Source organism: Streptomyces sp. NBC_01237, assembly GCF_035917275.1.
Classification (GTDB): Bacteria; Actinomycetota; Actinomycetes; order Streptomycetales; family Streptomycetaceae; genus Streptomyces.
The window spans coordinates 291,436-308,338 of record NZ_CP108508.1; the positions used below are offsets into that span (position 1 = coordinate 291,436).

Annotated in this window: 16 protein-coding genes; 8 read left to right on the forward strand and 8 right to left on the reverse strand. The window is 70.9% G+C overall.

Translation table 11 applies throughout. From position 1 onward, the window contains the following. The first annotated feature begins 67 nt into the window (after nt 1-67). From OG251_RS01430 to OG251_RS01440, 3 genes are all read left to right on the forward strand, one after another. Nucleotides 68-895: an alpha/beta hydrolase gene (locus tag OG251_RS01430; RefSeq protein ID WP_442818297.1), complete on the forward strand. Its 828-nt coding sequence runs from the start codon at nt 68-70 to the stop codon at nt 893-895. 131 nt (nt 896-1,026) lie between these two features. Then, on the forward strand, nt 1,027-1,725 hold the full coding sequence (locus OG251_RS01435; RefSeq protein WP_326675136.1) for an alpha/beta hydrolase: 699 nt from the start codon (nt 1,027-1,029) through the stop codon (nt 1,723-1,725). Between the two features lie 187 nt (nt 1,726-1,912). Then, nucleotides 1,913-2,893, forward strand: coding sequence for an NADPH:quinone reductase (locus OG251_RS01440; protein WP_326675138.1), 981 nt, complete (start codon nt 1,913-1,915; stop codon nt 2,891-2,893). Between the two features lie 260 nt (nt 2,894-3,153). Here the strand turns inward: OG251_RS01440 and OG251_RS01445 are convergent, their stop codons facing one another. After that, nucleotides 3,154-4,338 carry a sensor histidine kinase gene (locus OG251_RS01445; protein ID WP_326675139.1) on the reverse strand — a complete coding sequence of 395 codons (1,185 nt, stop codon included), beginning with the start codon at nt 4,336-4,338 and terminating at the stop codon, nt 3,154-3,156. After that, nucleotides 4,335-5,099, reverse strand: coding sequence for a response regulator transcription factor (locus tag OG251_RS01450; protein ID WP_326675140.1), 765 nt, complete (start codon nt 5,097-5,099; stop codon nt 4,335-4,337). Before OG251_RS01450 ends, OG251_RS01445 begins: the two co-directional genes overlap by 4 nt. Before the next feature lie 127 nt (nt 5,100-5,226). Here OG251_RS01450 and OG251_RS01455 point away from each other — a divergent pair, with 127 nt between their 5' ends. Genes OG251_RS01455 through OG251_RS01470 form a run of 4 tightly spaced genes read left to right on the forward strand, consistent with a single transcriptional unit; the run spans nt 5,227 to nt 8,859 of the window. After that, the gene (locus tag OG251_RS01455) at nt 5,227-5,751 is read left to right on the forward strand and encodes a hypothetical protein (protein WP_326675141.1); all 525 of its coding nucleotides are present in this window, start codon (nt 5,227-5,229) and stop codon (nt 5,749-5,751) included. A gap of 14 nt (nt 5,752-5,765) precedes the next feature. Continuing rightward, nucleotides 5,766-6,806 (forward strand): efflux RND transporter periplasmic adaptor subunit, encoded by a 1,041-nt coding sequence (locus OG251_RS01460; RefSeq protein ID WP_326675142.1) that lies wholly within the window; start codon nt 5,766-5,768, stop codon nt 6,804-6,806. After that, on the forward strand, nt 6,803-7,627 hold the full coding sequence (locus OG251_RS01465; protein WP_326675143.1) for an ABC transporter ATP-binding protein: 825 nt from the start codon (nt 6,803-6,805) through the stop codon (nt 7,625-7,627). Before OG251_RS01460 ends, OG251_RS01465 begins: the two co-directional genes overlap by 4 nt. Then, the gene (locus OG251_RS01470) at nt 7,624-8,859 is read left to right on the forward strand and encodes an ABC transporter permease (protein ID WP_326675144.1); all 1,236 of its coding nucleotides are present in this window, start codon (nt 7,624-7,626) and stop codon (nt 8,857-8,859) included. Before OG251_RS01465 ends, OG251_RS01470 begins: the two co-directional genes overlap by 4 nt. 344 nt (nt 8,860-9,203) lie before the next feature. Here the strand turns inward: OG251_RS01470 and OG251_RS01475 are convergent, their stop codons facing one another. The 4 genes from OG251_RS01475 to OG251_RS01490 form a co-directional block, all read right to left on the reverse strand. Next, nucleotides 9,204-10,088 (reverse strand): poly-gamma-glutamate hydrolase family protein, encoded by an 885-nt coding sequence (locus OG251_RS01475; RefSeq protein ID WP_326675145.1) that lies wholly within the window; start codon nt 10,086-10,088, stop codon nt 9,204-9,206. A gap of 286 nt (nt 10,089-10,374) precedes the next feature. Further along, entirely contained in the window at nt 10,375-10,845 is a 471-nt protein-coding gene (locus OG251_RS01480; protein ID WP_326675146.1) for a MarR family winged helix-turn-helix transcriptional regulator, read from the reverse strand. 57 nt (nt 10,846-10,902) lie between these two features. After that, nucleotides 10,903-12,102 (reverse strand): FAD-dependent monooxygenase, encoded by a 1,200-nt coding sequence (locus OG251_RS01485; protein WP_326675147.1) that lies wholly within the window; start codon nt 12,100-12,102, stop codon nt 10,903-10,905. Nucleotides 12,103-12,182: 80 nt separating this feature from the next. Next, nucleotides 12,183-13,679 (reverse strand): MFS transporter, encoded by a 1,497-nt coding sequence (locus tag OG251_RS01490; protein WP_326675148.1) that lies wholly within the window; start codon nt 13,677-13,679, stop codon nt 12,183-12,185. A gap of 375 nt (nt 13,680-14,054) precedes the next feature. Here OG251_RS01490 and OG251_RS01495 point away from each other — a divergent pair, with 375 nt between their 5' ends. Further along, nucleotides 14,055-14,558, forward strand: a complete 504-nt coding sequence (locus tag OG251_RS01495; RefSeq protein WP_326675149.1) for an NUDIX hydrolase — start codon at nt 14,055-14,057, stop codon at nt 14,556-14,558. A 206-nt stretch (nt 14,559-14,764) separates the two neighbouring features. On the opposite strand, the gene OG251_RS01500 is transcribed toward OG251_RS01495, so the two are convergent. Continuing rightward, on the reverse strand, nt 14,765-15,988 hold the full coding sequence (locus tag OG251_RS01500) for an MFS transporter (protein ID WP_326675150.1): 1,224 nt from the start codon (nt 15,986-15,988) through the stop codon (nt 14,765-14,767). Between the two features lie 380 nt (nt 15,989-16,368). Further along, nucleotides 16,369-16,779 (reverse strand): RidA family protein, encoded by a 411-nt coding sequence (locus OG251_RS01505; RefSeq protein ID WP_326675151.1) that lies wholly within the window; start codon nt 16,777-16,779, stop codon nt 16,369-16,371. Nucleotides 16,780-16,903 lie beyond the last annotated feature (124 nt).

Below are 16,903 nucleotides of genomic sequence, written 5' to 3' on the forward strand. Positions count from 1 at the left end.
AGCGTAAGAGAGATCACTCATGACTGTGTTCCGTCCTTCCTCCCGCGTCCGGCGCCGCACAGTGCGCGTGACCACCCTCTCCCTGGCTCTGACGACGGCGGTGCTGGCGACCGGGCCCGCGATGGCCGGCGGCGACCCCTCCGGTGCCGGGAATCCCGAGCCCACGGGCCGGGGCGTGAAGCCCACGGTGGTGCTGGTCCACGGCGCGTTCGCGGATGCGTCCGGCTGGAACGGCGTGGCCGCGCGACTCCAGCACCGGGGGTACAAGGTCGTCGCACCGCCCAACCCGCTGCGTGGAGTGCTCGGCGACTCGGCCTACATCGCGTCGGTCCTGAAGTCGGTGAAGGGCCCGATCGTGCTCGCCGGCCATTCGTACGGCGGTGCGGTCATCAGCCAGGCAGCGGCCGGGAACAAGAACGTGAGGGCGCTGGTGTACGTGTCCGCGTTCATGCCGGACGTGGGCGAGAACCCCGCCGCGCTGTCCGCGAAGTTCGCGGGCAGCGACCTCGCGCCCGCCCTCAGGCCGGTCCCCTACACGGACGGCACGACCAGCGGCACGGACCTCTACATCCAGGACGACAAGTTCCACGCCGTGTTCGCCGCCGATCTTCCCGAGGCGCAGACGAGGCTGATGGCGGTCGAGCAGCGCCCCGTAGCGCAGGCCGGGTTCGCGCAGAACGCGACCGCCGCCGCGTGGAGGACGATCCCGTCCTGGTTCATCGTCGCCAGGAACGACAAGGCCATCGCCCCGGACCTGGAGCGTTTCGAGGCCAAGCGCGCCAAGTCGCACACCATCGAGGTCGACTCCTCGCACGTCGCGATGATCTCCCACCCCGACCTGGTCACAGACCAGATCCGTGCTGCCGCCCACGCCACCGCGGGCGAGGCGAAGTAACGCCCCGCAGGCCAGGGCGCACGGTGCCGCAGAGGCACCGCACCAGGGCACATAGCGATCAGCTGACTTGCGTTCCGCTCAAAGCGGGAGAGCGGACGACGTGCAACTCTTCAACGGATAGGTGCGGGAACATGACGGACAAGCCCACGATCGTTCTGGTTCACGGCTTCTGGGGCGGCGCCGCCCACTGGGGAAAGGTCATCACCCACCTGCATGGCCGCGGCTACGACTCGCTGCACGCGGTGGAGATGCCGCTCACCTCGCTGGCCGACGACGCCGAACGGACCCGCAAGATGGTCCGCCAGGTCGATGGGCCGGTGCTGCTGGTCGGGCACTCCTACGGTGGCGCCGTCATCACCGAGATGGGCGACCTCCCCCATGTTCTGGGCCTGGTCTACATCGCCGCTTTCGCCCCCGACGCGGGCGAAAGCCCTGGGCAGATCAGTCAGGAACTGGCTCCGGCCGCGTTCGAGAACCTCGCCCCGGATTCCGACGGCTACCTGTGGATCACGCAGGACAAGTACCGGTGGAGCTTCTGCCAGGACCTCGACGCCGACGAGTCCCTCGTTATGGCTGTCACCCAGAAGGCACCGCTCGCCTCCACCTTCGGCGACAGCATCACCGCACCCGCCTGGCGCAACAAACCCGTCTGGTACCAGATCTCGGCCGACGACCGCATGATCCACCCCGACAACGAACGGAAGATGGCCCAGCGGATGAACCCCCGCAAGACCATCGAGCTCAACACCGGCCACGCCTCCCTGGCCTCCCAGCCCGGCCCGGTCAGCGACCTCATCGATGAAGCCGCCCGCACTCTCACCAAGCCGTGACGAAGCCGTAGGGAGCCCCCGGGAAACAACCGGGAGACCGTTCTGGCGGCGGTCTCCGCCCCGGAACCGGACCGGTCTCCCCCGGTGTCGAGGGGCGGCCGTCCGGCTGCTGTGCGCAATGCCTCACCGCTCATCCGCACCCCGCACAACGAGCCGCCCACGGCCGACCGCCACGGAGGTACCCGCCATGCTTGCGTCCTGGTACGACGAACAGGGCTCCGCCGCTGATGTCCTGCGGGTGGGCGAACTGGCCGATCCACGGCCCGGCCCCGGCGAGGTCCGCGTCCGTGTCACCTTCTCGGGCGTCAACCCCGGGGATACCAAGAAGCGGCTCGGCCGGCTCGGCTCGTCAATGCCCTACCCGAGGGTGATCCCGCACAGCGACGCAGCCGGAGTCGTCGACGCGGTGGGCGAAGGCGTCGACGAACGCCGTACCGGACAGCGCGTGTGGGTGTACGGCGCCCAGTCCTACCGGCCTTTGGGCACCGCGGCCCAGTACACCGTCGTGCCCGACCGACAGGCCGTACCCCTGCCGGACCACCTGAGTGATGAACTCGGCGCGAGCCTCGGCATCCCGGGCATCACCGCCCACCGTGCCGTCTTCGCCGACGGCGCGGTCGACGGGAAGCTCGTGCTCGTCCACGGAGTCCTCGGCGGGGTCGGCTCCCTTGCCGCCCAGCTCGCCCGCTGGGCCGGTGCCACCGTGCTCGCCACCGTCCGGCACCGTACAGACCTCGACCCCGTCGACCCCGCGGTTGTCTCCCACGCGGTCGCACTGGAGCAGGAGAACCCGGCAGCGGCAATCCGGGCGTACGCCCCCGAGGGTGTCGATCGGATCATCGAGGTGGCCCTGTCCGACAACGCCGACCTCGACAGCGCCATCGCCGCCGACAACGCCGTGATCGCCGCCTACGCCACCCGCGCCGACCGCCCCCAACTCCCTTTCTGGCCAATGCTGTTCAACAACATCACCCTGCGACTGCTCGGCAGTGACGACTTCCCCCTCCAGGCCAGACGCCAGGCCGCCCGCGATCTGACCGCCGCGGCGGCCGTCGGGGCCCTCACCATCGACGTCGGCGACCGCTACCCGCTGGAGGACATCGCCAAGGCCCACGACCGTGTCGACGCCGCAAGCCGTGGCCGCGTGCTGCTCACCATTCCCCAGTGACGCGTCCCTGCGGCTCCTTCACCGATCGACGGTGCGACGGACCCAGGAGGAGACCCGCACCGGGCCGCCGAACCCTTCCGGGTGTCACCCACCACCGTCCGGCAAGGGCCAACCGCTACGGAACAAGGACGAGGTGGGGGCGCGTGGCCGGTCCTCCCGCCCGCACCGCGGCCCCCGGGGAACTGATGCGCGTGGACATCGAGGAGCCGGCGGCATTCCCCACGGCGGCGGCAGCAGAACGGTGACCGTCACGCTGGCCGCTACGGACACGACGGCAGCACGACCCGGACCGTCAGTCCGCCGCCCGGGTTCGCCGTAGCGCTCGCCTCACCGCCGTGCGCCCTCGCGATCGACGCCACGATGGAGAGCCCCAGACCGGCCCCCTCACCGGGAGCGTGGCGGCGGGCCTGCGCCCGGCGGAACGGCTCGAACAGCAGCGGCACGGTCGCCGGGTCCACCACCGGCCCGGTGTTGGCGACCTCCAGACCACCGCGCCCGACCCGGACGCGTACCGTCCCGCCGGGGTGGTTGTAGCGCAGGGCGTTGGCGACCAGGTTGCGCACAAGGTGGTCCAGCAGAACCGGGTCGCCCTCGACCAACAGCGGCCGGACCTCCGCCTCGACGGTGATGGAACGTTCCTCCGCCTCCGCCTCCAGCGCCTCGGCCACCGCGGCCGCGACCCCGGCCAGGTCGACCCGTTCACACCGTCGCAGGCCCTCGTCGGAGACCGCCAGGAGCAGCAGTCCCTCGATGAGCTGCTCGCTGTCGGCGGCGGTGTCGATGAGCTTGTCCCGGATCCAGGCGACCTTCTCGGGCGGCGGGTCGTCGGCGAGGCCGATCTCGGCTGCGGCCCGCTGCACGGCGAGCGGGGTGCGCAGCTCGTGGGCGGCGTTGGCGGCGAAGCGCTGCCGGGCGGCGACCAGCTCCTCGATCCGGTCGAGCATCCCGTCGAAGGTGTCGGCCAGTTCCTTGAGCTCGCCGGGCGGCGCTTTCAGTGCGAGGCGTTCGTGCAGGTTGCTGCCGGAGAGCCGACGGGCGCGGGAGGTGATGAGGCCGACCGGTCGCAGCACCCGGCCCGCCATCCACCAGGCGAGCGCGATGGAGAGCGCCGAATAGGCGGCGAGGGAGACCCCGGAGACCGTCAGCAGTTGGCTGAGCGCGGCGTCCCCGGCGGCGGTGCTGACCTTCTGCGCCACCGCGTACTGCCCGGGTTGGAGGACCGCGGTCTGCGCCCAGTCCGACGACGGCAGCGCGGGCGCGGCAGCCCCGCCCGACGGGACGGCGGTGGCGAGGGTCCCGGCGGGGACCGCCGGGACCACCGCAGTCAGCACATTGGCGTAGACGCCCTCGCTGACCAGCAGGTAGACCAGACCCATCAGCAGGGCGCCGGCCAGCACCAGCAGTCCGCCGTACAGCGCGGTGAGCCGGGCGCGCTCGCTGCTCACCGGCGCTCCTCCGGCCGGTCGGCGGAACCGTCGTCGGACTGCTGCGCCCACCCGTGGACCGGTCCGGTCGCGGGGCCGGGGTCCCGCGGCCCGGCCGCGAGGGCGTCCCCGATGCGGTAGCCGACCCCCGGGACCGTCTCGATCACCGGGGGTGCGCCCAGTTTGGCGCGGAGCTTGGACAGAGTGACCCGGACCGCGTTGGTGCGGTAGCTGGTGTCCTCCTCCCACACCTCCTCGATCAGTTCGTCGCCGCTGACGACCGCGCCCTCGGCCCGCAGCAGGGTCTCCAGCACGGCGAACTCCTTGCGGGAGAGCGAGAGGTAGCGGCCGTCACGGCAGACCTGGCGGCGGGCGGTGTCCAGCGTGAGCCCGGACCGTTCCAGGACCGGCGGGAGAGCGGGGCGGGCGCGGCGGCCGAGCGCCAGGACCCGGGCGAGGAGTTCGTCGTACGCGAACGGCTTGGTCAGGTAGTCGTCGGCGCCGAGCCCGAGGCCGGCCACCCGCTCCCGTACCGTCGCGGACGCGGTGAGCATCAGGATCCGGGTCAGCAGGCGCATGCCGACGACCCGTCGGCACACCTCGTCCCCGTGCAGCCCCGGCAGATCCCGGTCCAGGATCATCACGTCGTACGCGCTGAACCGGAGCCGGTCCAGCGCCGCCCGGCCGTCGGGGGCGATGTCCACCGCGACTGCGTCGCGGCGCAGCCCCTCGGCGATCATCCCGGCCAGGAATTCCTCGTCCTCCACCACCAGCACACGCATGGGTCCCTTGTATCCGAAAGTGACGTTTCGCCGGTGTAAGCATCGGGGCTGAGAGAAACGAAACCGCGTCCTCGCGCACGCTCGTGCCGTTCGCATCCGGCCTGTCAGCAACGGACGAGGAGCCCTCATGAACCCGACCATTTCCCGCCGGACCACCAGCCGCTCACGAAGTCGCGGCATCACCACCGCCTGCCTGATCGCCGCCGCCGTCGTCCTGTCGGCCACCGCCTGCTCGGGCGGCGGAAGCGGAACCAAGAGCGGCGGACCGGCTTCGGGCAGCGGGAAGACGGAGGAGGACCAGGCCCTGGAGCACCGCAAGTGCCTGCGGGAGCAGGGCCTGGACGTCCCGGAGCCGAAGCCGGGTGAGAAGGGTGTCGGCATGACCGTCAGCGGCGACGGCATGAGCCGGAAGAAGATGGAGAAGGCGTTCAAGGCCTGTCAGGACAAGGCGGTCGGCGGCGGGCCCAAGGAGCTCACCCAGGCCGAGAAGGACAAGATGGTCGCCTTCGCCCGGTGCATGCGCAAGAACGGCTTCGACATGCCCGACCCGAAGTTCGACGGCGGGGCGATGCAGGCGGCGCCCGCGCTGAAACCGAAGGACCTCAAGAAGTTCGAGAAGGCCAGCACCGCATGCGAAAGCGTCGGTCGGTGAGGCGCGGACGGGTCATGGCGGCCGCTGCGGCGATGCTCACGGTGGCGGCCGGATCACTGGCTCTCACCCAGTTCGGCTCCGACGAGGAGACGGGCAGCCCCGAGAACACCGGACTGCCCCCGGCCACCGCCACGGTCGGGCGCGGCGACCTGCGCGACAGTGCCCAGGCGGACGGGACGCTCGGCTACGACAAGCAGCGCAAGGTCAACTCGGGCGCGGCAGGCACGATGACCTGGACCCCGCGCACCGGCTCGAACGTCAAGCGGAACGAGCGGCTGTACGAGGTCGACGGCCGGCCCGTGCGGCTGATGTACGGCTCGGGGCCGATGTACCGGACGTTGAAGCCCGGCGACCGGGGCCGCGACGTGGAGCAGCTGGAGCGCAATCTCACGGAGCTCGGCTACACCGGCTTCACCCCGGACGACGAGTACACCGAGCTGACCGCCGCCGCCGTCAAACGCTGGCAGAAGTCCCACGACAGCAAGCGGACCGGAACGGTGGGGCCGCAGGACATCGCCTTCGCCCCGGGGAAGGTCCGGATCAGGAGCGTCGAGGCGGCCGTCGGCGAACTGGCCCAGCCCGGCGCTCCGGTCCTCACCACGACCGGCTCCGAGCGCATCGTGACGTTCGAGCTCGATGTCGCCGAGGGCGAGCTCGCCAAGGCGGGCACCAAGGTCACCGTCGATCTGCCGGACGGCAGCAGCGCGGCCGGGGAGGTCTCCTCGGTCGGCCGGACGGCGAAGCCCGGCGACGATCCGCAGGACAACAGCCCCAAGGTCACCCTCACCGTCTCCTTCGACGAGCCGGACGAGGTCGGCGGCTTCGACCAGTCGCCGGTCACGGTGAACCTGACCGGCGAGCTGCGCAAGGGCGTCCTCAGCGTCCCGGTGAACGCACTGCTCGCGCTGCCCGGCGGGGGCTTCGGCCTCCAGGTGGTCCGGGGCGACACCGTCCGCGACGTGAAGGTCGAGCTCGGCATGTTCGCCGAGGGCCGGGTCGAGGTGTCCGGCGGCGGGCTGCGCGAGGGCATGAAGGTCGGGGTGCCGAAGATATGAGCACCGTCGTCGGCCTCAGGGGCGTCACCAAGGAATACCCGGGCCCGGTCGCCGCCCTGCGCGGGGTGGACCTCACCGTCGAGGAGGGCGAACTCCTCGGCATCGTCGGCCCGTCCGGCTCCGGCAAGTCCACGTTGCTGCACATCATCGGCACCCTGGACCGCCCCACCGCCGGGTCCGTCCATATCGCCGGGCACGACGTGGCGGCGCTCTCCGACCGCAGGCTCTCCGCGCTGCGCGCCCAGCACGTCGGCTTCGTCTTCCAGGCGTTCCATCTGGTCCCGGGGGTCAGTGCCCGCGACAACGTCGCGGAGGGTCTGCTGTACTCGGGCCTCTCCCGTACCGTACGCCGCCGCAGGGCAGCCGACGCGCTGGAGCGGGTCGGGCTCGCCGACCGCCTCGACCACAAGCCGCACCAGCTCTCCGGCGGACAGAAACAGCGGGTCGCCATCGCACGGGCCGTCGTGGGGGAACCCGCGCTGCTGCTGGCCGACGAACCGACCGGGGCGCTCGACTCCGTGTCCGGGGAAGCGGTGATGAAGCTGCTGCGCGATCTCAACCGGGAGGGCGCCACCATCGCGGTCATCACGCACGACACCGAGATCGCCCGGAACCTTCCGCGCGAGGTACGTATCCGGGACGGCCACGTGGTGGCGGACGTACGCAATCCGCCCACGGGCGCCCGCGATCCATCCACGGACGTACCCAATCCGCCCACGGATGCCCGCGATGCGTCCACGGGAATGCGCGATCCATCCGCGGTTGGGCGCGATGGATCCGGGAACGGCCGCTCCCCCGCCGCGTCGGGAGCGGACCAGTGAGGGCGCGGCGCTCGGACCGCGACGTCGGCGGCCGGAGCCGGGGGCGGCTGAAAGCGGCCCGGCTCCGCCCCCGGGACGTGCTGCACGTCGGCTCGGCGGGGCTGCGCAGCCGACCGATGCGGGTCGTGCTCTCCGCCCTGGGTATCGCCATCGGCATCGCGACGATGATCTCGGTGGTGGGCGTCTCCGCCTCCAGCCAGGCCCAGCTGCTCCGTGAGCTCGACAAGCTGGGCACCAATCTGCTCGTCGCCTCCCCCGGCGATTCGATGTTCGCCGGGCAGGACGTCGAACTGCCCGAGGACGCGGTCGGGATGGTGGGCCGGATCAAGGGCGTCCACGAGGTGGGCGCGACCGCCGACCTCGACGCGACCGCACGGCGCAACGAGAAGATCGACGAGGGCGATACGGGCGGGATCACCGTCAAGGCGACCACCGGCTGCCTGCTGCGGGTGCTGCGCGGCGAGGTCCGCAGCGGCAGCTGGCTCAACAACGCGACCGGACGCTACCCCTCCGTCGTGCTCGGCCATATCTCCGCGGAGCGTCTCGGTATCACCGCTCCGGGCCGGCAGGTGTGGATGGGCGACCGGTACTTCACCGTGGTCGGCATCCTCGCCCCGCTGCCGCTCGCGCCGGAGATCGAACGGTCCGCGTTGGTCGGCTGGGAGGGTGCGAAGCGCCTGCTGGGCTTCGAGGGCCACCCGACCTCGGTGTACGAACGCTCGGCCGACGCGGCGGTGCAGGACGTGCGCAAGGTGATGGCGGCGACGGTCGACCCGCAGAATCCGCAGAACGTGAAGGTCACCGACCCGTCGTCGGCACTCCGGGCGAAGGCGGCGACCGAGGGGGCGTTCAGCAGCCTGCTGCTGGGCCTGGGCGGCATCGCACTGCTCGTCGGCGGCGTCGGGGTCGCCAACACCATGATCATCTCGGTGCTGGAGCGGCGCTACGAGATCGGGCTGCGCCGCTCGCTCGGCGCGACCCGGGGCCAGATCCGCATCCAGTTCGTCACGGAGTCGCTGATGCTCTCCGGCCTGGGCGGACTGGCGGGCGTGGCGCTCGGCGCTGCGGCGACCGGGGTGTACGCGTACTCCGGCGGGCTGCCCTGGGTGGTGCCGCCGTGGGCGGTCGGCGGCGGCTTCGTCGCGACGCTGGTGATCGGCACCATCGCGGGCCTCTACCCGGCGGTGCGGGCATCCCGTCTCTCACCGACGCTGGCGCTGCACGCGGCGTGAGGACGGGCCCCGGCCGGGGGGGCGGTGCCGGGGCCAACGGCTGAAGACCGCCGTCTTCACCTCCGCCCCGGCCCGGACCGTCTTGGTGACCGTCGGCATCCCCCTGCGGTGAGCCGCATATGACGACCGGTGACCGCCCCCGCCCACGAGGCGTCGTGCCCGGGATGCCGTGACCGGGCTCGACGCCGGAATGCGCTCCCCGGCGGGTGGTGGCTTGGGCACTTCGAGGAGAGCCGAGGGGCCGGGCCTCAGTGACATCACCCTGCCGAACCGCCAACGGCAGAGACCCGCAGATCATCTGCGTCCCGACTCCGCAGTGCTCCTGCAACGTCCGCGCGGTGTCCCTACGGTACGGAGATGACGCCGCGTTCGTGGTCGTTGACGGCCTCGCGCACGGCTTTGACGAAGCCGTTCCAGAAGTAGCCCTCATGGCCGGTGCCGACGCCCGCGGTGCTCCTGCGGCTCGGGCCGTTGGTGAAGTCGCCGAACATCGCGCTGCGCAGTGCGCGGGAGATCTCCAGCTGGGCTCCGGCTCCGGTACGGGTGCGGTTGACGATGTTCTTCGGGTCGTCGCCGTCCAGCGGGTCGTCGGGGCCCGCGATGACCACCTCCACCGTCCGGGCGGCGTCGCTCTCGCCGTAGTGCCTGGCGAAGGTGGCCTGGAGGTTCTGCTTCAGCCGTGTGTCCTTGCCGCCGATGAGAACCTTCCTGGTCGTGTCGCCGGCGAAACCGTGCAGGGAGACGGCGTACATGTTGCTGCCGCAGATATGGAGGGCTGCCGGGTCGTCACAGAGGGTCGAGGTGACGTGGAGTGCCGAGGATTCGGAGATCCCCTCGAACATCCAGTAGTCCCGCTGCGGCTCGTCCGGCACCGGGGCCGGGAGGGTGGCCCCCGACCCTGCAAGTGTGTACCCGGCTATGGCGAGACACAGTTCGCTGGTGCCCTCCTCGATGCCACCACCGTGCGGCGCGATGATCACCGTACTGCGGATGGGTTCGCTGCCGGCGCTCGCGTTGTCGATGAGTTCGTGCGGGGGCGTCCGGCGGAAGCGACGCGCCCAGTGCGTCCCTTCCTTGTGGATCTTGCTGTTGTACAGCTCGGTGTTCGAGGTGTACCCCGCCGTGGCCGCGGCAGCGGTACGTCCCCGGCCTGCCAGGTCGTTCAACAGGGGCAGGCCGGCCACGGCTGCCGCAGAGGTCAGGATGGTACGGCGACTGGTCAATTTCATCAGATGATCATCTCACCCTGAACACCACTGCCCGCCTGCGGAGCGACGCCGGACCTCGGCCGAAGAGACCGAACTCGGCGAGGCCACAAGGGATTCGAGGAAGGGAACGGCCTGATCGCTCGCCCGGCTCGAATCCGTCACCGGCTGGTCCCGGCCCGCACCCGGAGCGCGGCACCGCCGGGCTCGTCCAGAGGCCGCCGACGCCACGCCCGGATCGCTCCCAGGTGACGGCGACAGCACCGCCGGGCTCACCGTGGGGCTGGAGGCCGCGATCGGGTCAGGCCGCCTACGCCTTGGTTGCCCGGTCGTAGGCGGCCACCGCCCGCTCGAGAAACGCCGCCACCGTGGCCTGCTCCTGGGCTGTCATGGACTCAGCGATCTCGCCGATGCCCACGACAAGGGGCTCGACATGTTCGAACGCAGCCTCCTCCCAGTGCTCCGCCGGTGTCACGAGCACCTTGCGCCGGTCACTGGGATGCGGCTGCCGACTCACGTGCCCGCCGTCCGCCAGGCGGTCGATGACCAGCGTCATCGCCGCCGTCGACGTAGTGAGTTCGCGTGCCAGTTCGCTCGGGGTCGCCGGACCGGCGCTGACGAGGTGATCCATCACCGCGAGCCCGGCCGGATCGACGTGCATCTGCCGGCCCAGGTACCGCTCGAACCGCTGCTGGCGGCGGGTCAGGTTCCGCAGCTGGTTGCGGATGGGACCCTCCACCGGGGCCGCGGGCTGGGGATCGGTGGGCTGGTTGGCAGTCATGGCGGGAAAGCTGCTCCTCGATCGCTGAAGGCGTTGGCAACCAATGATGCGTGACATCTACAGGCTGTAGGAGGGCAGGGCGAAGGTGTCGGCGGGCGGGACGAGGAACCGGTTCAGCTGCCCGGCCACGCGGGGCCGGGCAGCGGCCCGCAGGACCAGGTGGAGGGTACGGATACCCGCCCGGGTACGTGGTACGGCGATGCGCGGCACGCCCGGCGGTAGGTCCTGAGCCCGCTCGGCGTAGGGGCGCAGGACCTCCTCGTAGCGGGTGAACGCCTGCTCATGATGGGCATGGTGGGCGAGTTCACCGGCCAGGACGTACGCGCCGGTGAAGGCGAGGGTGGTGCCCATGCCGCTCAGGGGCGAGGGGCAGTACCCGGCGTCCCCGAGCACGGCGACGCGGCCATGCGACCAGCGGGGCATGCGGACCTGGCTGACGCGGTCGAGGTAGAAGTCCGGCGCGGTGTCCATGGCCGCCAGGACACGGGCCGTCTCCCAGCCGGCCGCGCGGAAGACGCGGTGCAGGAGCGCCTTCTGCGCTTCCGGCACCAGCTTCTCGTGTTGCTCGTCCCCGCGGGGCGGGGAGAGGAAGGACAGCGAGGCGCGGGTGGTGCCGCGGTTGTCGGGACGCAGGGTCACCACGCGCCCCTCCGGAGCGTTGTACCAGCGTGCCCAGCGCCCGTCGCGGGGCTCACCGGGGATGGTGAAGTAGGCGGCCGTCAGGCCCACGGGCCGGGTGTCCGCCGCGTCGCCGAAGACGAGGTCACGGGTGCGGGAGCGGGCACCGTCGGCGGCGACGACAAGATCGAAGTCCCGCTCGGCCCCGCCGCGGAATGTGACCCGCACCCTCTCGTCGCCCTGCGACAACTCGGTGATCTCATCGGCGAACAGGTACTCGGTGTAGGGCCGCGTCTCCTCGTACAAGAGGCGGGACAGATCGGCGCGGAGGATCTCCAGCTCGGCGACCGGGCCCTGTCCGCCGAACGCTCCGGAGGAGAAGACGGCCTTGACGCGGTCCGCCCGGTCGACGAACCGGATGCCCTCCTCACGGGTGGCATGGGCCTGTAGCGCCCGCTCCAACCCCATCCTGCGGGCCACGGTGCGCCCGGCGCCCCGCAGGTCCACAGTCTGCCCGCCCTCCCGCACGGCGGGAGCACGCTCGACCACCGTGGCCGCGAGGCCGCGGCGGTGCAGCCAGTAGGCCAGGGCCGGGCCGGCGATGCCGGCTCCCGCGATCAGAACATTCCGATGGGCCACAACGCTCCCTCACTTCTTCCTCATGTGCGCTCCACGCGCGCCGGTCCGGTGCCACAGTTCTGGCGGCACCGGACCGGGGATCACACAGCGACGTCCCTCTTCGCACCGGAGCCGGCGGAACCGCTGTCGGAGGCAGAGGGTGTGATGCCGTGCTGCTCCTCTTCGGGCCGGCCCTTCTTCGGCAGCAGGAAGGTGATGGCCAGGAACGCCGCCAGCAGGCACGCCTGGACGATCAGCGCATGGTGGAAGCCGGCGGTGAAGTCACCGGTCTTGGCCTTCGCGAAGAACACCGAGCCGAAGATCGCCACGCCGATGGAGCCACCGATGGCCTGCACCGCGGACAGCACGCCGGAGGCGGAGCCGATCTCGTCGTCATCGACCGCGGCGAGGATGAAGCTGAACAGGGCGGCGATCACCATGCCCGCTCCGATACCGGCCACCGCCACACCCGGGGCGATGTCCCAGATCGAGAACGAACCGGCGCCCAGACGGTCGAGCTCGAACCAGAGCAGCGCCGCACCGGCGAGCTGAACCAGTGGCCCGACCTGGAGGACCTTGCGGCCGATCTTGTCGGCGAGGAACGCACCGCTGACGGCGCCGCCGATCGCCGTGCCCACCGCGAGCGGCAGGTTGCCCAGGCCCGCGTCCCCGGCACTGAAGTGCTGGCCGATCTGCAGGAACAGCGTGAGCACGAGCTGCGTGCCGATCAGCCCGCCGAAGAACAGGGCGATACCGCCGAGCCCGACGGTGAAGGCGGGCTTGCGCAGCAGGCCCGGAGTCACCAGGGGCTCACGGCCTGCCGCGGCGGTGCGGCGCTGGTGCAGCGCGAACAGACTGAATCCGACGATTGAGGCGGCCATGCACAGCCAGGTCCACAGTGGCCAGCCGTCCTCCTGCCCCTGGTTCAGAGGCAGCACCATCAGCGCGCAGGACGCTACGACCAGGCCCGCGCCGACCATGTCGACGCGTACGGTGCGATCGCCCTGCTTCTTCGGGACGAACTTCGCCGCGACGGCCAGGGCCGCAAGCCCGATGGGCAAGTTGACCAGGAACACCGATCGCCACCCGAGGCCGAAGAAGTCGCCCTCGATGAGGAAGCCGCCCAGAACCGGGCCGATGATGCCGCCCAGGCCGAGCACAGGACCGAAGATCGCGAAGACCTTGGTGAGCTCGGGCCCGGAGAAGTTCTCGCGCAGCAGACCCAGGCCCTGGGGAAGCAGGATCGCCCCCGCAGTGCCCTGGAGCAGCCGGAAGGCGATCAGCGACTCGATGTTCGGCGACAGCGCGCACAGCAGCGAGCTCAGCGTGAAGGCCGCCAGGCCGATCAGGAACATCCGGCGCCGCCCATAGCGGTCACCGAGCCGGCCGCCGAGGACCAGGCCGGCCCCCAGCGTGAGGGCATAGCCGCCGATCACCCACTGCAGACCGACGGAACTGGCGCCGAGGGACTCCTCCAGCGCGGGACCTGCGACGTTGACGATCGACGCGTCCAGGAGATCCATGACCTCCGCGACGATCATCACCACCAGGATCAGCCATCGCCACCGGTACGGCTCGGTGGTCGGGTCGGCACCCATTTTACCTCGGTTCATTGATTACCAATATTCTTAGCAATATCGAGAGTAACTAATGCCCCGAAGATGAGCAACCGCATCCCGAAGGTGTGGCCCCACAGCGGACGCGGAGCGGGGCGAAGCGCACCGACCGCCCCGCACGCCCGCCCCAGGGCAGACAGGGCAGCCTCGCGCTCACCCAAAGCCGCCACGACCCGGCCCGGATCTTCGGCGCCCGGTACCTCACCCGGGCGGGGGTCAACGGCCGGGATCGATTCTGTGATCCGCGCCCACCGTCTCTTCGCAAGTTCGCACAGCTCACGATGATCAACGTGGCCGCAACCGTCCCCTCGGTGGCCCGAGCTGCCGGCGTACCGGCCATCCCATACGGTCTACGGCATGGCAGCAGAGAATGCGAAGGCTCCAAAGCCCCGGGTGCAGTTGGTCATTGGCATCGTCCGTCAAGGCGACGAGATCCTGCTCGTGCAAGAGAACCTCGGCGTCAACGGCGAGCTTCTCTGGTCCCTCCCCGGCGGTGGAGTCGAGGACGGCGAGCTCATGAACGAAGCTCTCCGGCGCGAACTGCGGGAGGAGACCGGGCTACTGGTGGGCGACCCGGTACGGACCGCGTTCCTTGTGCACATCGACTCCGAGCAACACCCTTCGGCGTTGGCCGTCGCCTTCGAGATCGACGAGTGCTCGGGGGACATCGCACCCAAGGACGGCGACATCGAACAGGCTGCCTTCTTCCCCTTGCACGACGCGCTGAAGCTGCTCGACGAGCTGGACAGCGCAACGCAGCGGGAGCCCATCGTCGGCTATCTGACCGGGGCCATCGCGCCGGGGACCACCTGGCTGTATCGCAACCGGGGTGAGGAAGAGACCCTCGTCGCCCGCTGGTGACGTCGGACAGTGGCCACCTTTTCCAGCCGGGCCGGTTGACGCCGCGTGCACGGCACCTCTTCGACGGCCACGGGGAGGCCCGGGGAAGCCGAATCCAGGAACCCGGGGGCCTGTCGGCTGCCGGCCCTCACAGAGGGCAGCACGACTCGTGTCCACAGTGTCACCGGCCGACGGCCGCCCGGCGGGCCTTTCGGCGCGGGCGCGGCTCAGCCGACTGGGGCGTCCGTCGGCCGGTCCCCCGTCTCCTGCCGGGGCCGGCGGAGCAGATACAGACCGACGCTCAGGGCGAGGGCCGTCACCACGGCCGTGAAGATCAGGCTTGCGGCCCGCAGCCCCAGCCAGAGCGTCAGCGCTCCCACGCCCACCACGGGCACGGCGATTCCGACGTAGGCGACGACGAAGAACGCCGAAAGGGTGCCCCCACGGTGCTCGCGCGGGGTGGCATCACCGATCGCCGTCAGACCGGCCCGGAAGGCCAGCCCCTGACCGAAACCGCCAACGAGCGCGCCGGCCAGCAACAGTGGCAGCGACTCCACCACGACCGACGCGCCCACGAGCAGCAGCCCGGCCACAAGAGTCAGACATCCGGCGGGCAGCGCCCTGCGCACACCCAGTCGCCCGGTCAGCAACTGCCCCAGAGTGGAGGCGAGGAAGGCGGAGAAGGCCACCGCCCCGGACAGGGCCAGATCATTGATCCTCAGCGTCTCGGCCACAAAGCTCGGTGCGACGGCGGTGAACAGCCCGAGCAGCGAGAAGCCTGCGAAAGCGGCGACCGCCGCCGAGGGGAACACCCCCCGTGCCTGAGGCGCCACGGCCATCCCCTGGGGGCGTCCGTGGGGCAGCCGCCGGGGATGGCTCACGGTCTCGGGCAGCAGCCAGGCCGGGATACAGGCCGCGGCCACCAGGGCCAGATGCACCGCGAAAGGCAGCCGCAACGGCGCCGGAGCGTACTGTGCGAGCATTCCGGCCAGCAGCGTGCCACAGCCCAGGCCGCCCATGTTCGCCGCGGTGGCCGCGAACCCGGCCCGGACCGCGCGGTCCGGCGGGGCGAGTTCGATGACGGCGGCGGTCGCCGCGCCGGTGAGCAGTCCGGCCGAGAACCCCGACAGCAGGCGGCCCGCGAAGAGCAGGGGCAGACCGCCCTCGAACAGGAAGCACAGATCGGCGGCGGCGGCGAACCCCAGGGCGCACAGGACAACAGGACGACGGCCCACCTGGTCGGAGTAGTCGCCCGCGAGCAGGAGAGAGGTGATGACGCCGACCGCGTACACAGCGAACACCACCGTCACCATCAGCTCGGAGAACCCGATCTGGGCGCGGTAGAGCCCGTACAGCGGCGTGGGCAGGGTGGTGCCCGCCATGCCCACGGCGAACACCGCCGCCGCCACGAGGTACCCGGGGCGGCGGCTCCCGCCGTGACGTGCGGTCATGCGAGCACGGTACGAGCTACTCGGCCGGAATCCGTCGCACCGGCTGGTTCCGGGGTCGGCGGCCAGCCATCCGGCCCCGCGATGCCCGCCCGGCAGAGCGGTTCGGCGCCCCGTATGCCCATGGGTACGGGGAAGGCCAGAGGCAGGGGCCCCGGGACGGCGAAGGCGCCTTCTGGGGACTGCCCGCGTCCGCGCCCACGCGCCGGCGATCCTGGTGCCGCCGTTGGCGAGGGCGGCACCGGCGGCGTCGAGCAGGACGCCGGGGGTCCGGGGAGTCGGGGGGGGTGGACGGACGCGGTCAGGGCAGAGCGCTTACGCATCACCATTCCCAAGATCCCCGGCAGCCTCAGGTGCTCATGCCGCCGCAGCGGTCGGTGGGTTCATGCATCGAGCACGGCGGCGACGGCCTCGATCTCGACGAGCTGGTCCTTGTAGCCGAGCACGGTGACGCCCATCAGGGTGCTGGGGACGTCATGGTCGGCGAACGAGTCCCGGACCACCTCCCAGGCCGCCACCAGATCCTCCTGCCGGGACGATGCCACGAGAACCCTTGTACTGATGACGTCCTGGAGCGATGCACCCGACGCGGCGAGGGCGGTCTGCATGTTCTCGACGGCCTTCTTCGCCTGACCCGCGTAGTCACCGACCGCTGCCGTCGAGCCGTCATCGTTCAGCGGACACGCCCCGGCGAGAAAGATCAGCCGTGACTCGGCGGGCGCCGTGGCCGCGTAGGCGTACTCGGCGACATCCGACAGGGAGTCGGAGCGGATCAAAGTGACGGCACGAGCCATGGTCGTCGGGTCCTTCCCATCGGGTGCTGAACTCGGACATCCTCCCAATAACCCGCCGGTTTCCGCCTTCCCTTTTCTTCGCCGTGCCCGCACGCGCGCCGCCGTCCCCTCTGCACGACGTTCA

Excerpts from the sequence above, each read along its gene's own strand:
- OG251_RS01435 (WP_326675136.1), top strand. The coding sequence starts at position 1,027 with ATGACGGACAAGCCCACGATCGTTCTGGTTCACGGCTTCTGGGGCGGC.
- OG251_RS01440 (WP_326675138.1), top strand. The coding sequence starts at position 1,913 with ATGCTTGCGTCCTGGTACGACGAACAGGGCTCCGCCGCTGATGTCCTG.
- OG251_RS01450 (WP_326675140.1), bottom strand. The coding sequence starts at position 5,099 with ATGCGTGTGCTGGTGGTGGAGGACGAGGAATTCCTGGCCGGGATGATC.
- OG251_RS01455 (WP_326675141.1), top strand. The coding sequence starts at position 5,227 with ATGAACCCGACCATTTCCCGCCGGACCACCAGCCGCTCACGAAGTCGC.
- OG251_RS01460 (WP_326675142.1), top strand. The coding sequence starts at position 5,766 with ATGGCGGCCGCTGCGGCGATGCTCACGGTGGCGGCCGGATCACTGGCT.
- OG251_RS01465 (WP_326675143.1), top strand. The coding sequence starts at position 6,803 with ATGAGCACCGTCGTCGGCCTCAGGGGCGTCACCAAGGAATACCCGGGC.
- OG251_RS01475 (WP_326675145.1), bottom strand. The coding sequence starts at position 10,088 with ATGAAATTGACCAGTCGCCGTACCATCCTGACCTCTGCGGCAGCCGTG.
- OG251_RS01480 (WP_326675146.1), bottom strand. The coding sequence starts at position 10,845 with ATGACTGCCAACCAGCCCACCGATCCCCAGCCCGCGGCCCCGGTGGAG.
- OG251_RS01490 (WP_326675148.1), bottom strand. The coding sequence starts at position 13,679 with ATGGGTGCCGACCCGACCACCGAGCCGTACCGGTGGCGATGGCTGATC.
- OG251_RS01495 (WP_326675149.1), top strand. The coding sequence starts at position 14,055 with ATGGCAGCAGAGAATGCGAAGGCTCCAAAGCCCCGGGTGCAGTTGGTC.
- OG251_RS01500 (WP_326675150.1), bottom strand. The coding sequence starts at position 15,988 with ATGACCGCACGTCACGGCGGGAGCCGCCGCCCCGGGTACCTCGTGGCG.
- OG251_RS01505 (WP_326675151.1), bottom strand. The coding sequence starts at position 16,779 with ATGGCTCGTGCCGTCACTTTGATCCGCTCCGACTCCCTGTCGGATGTC.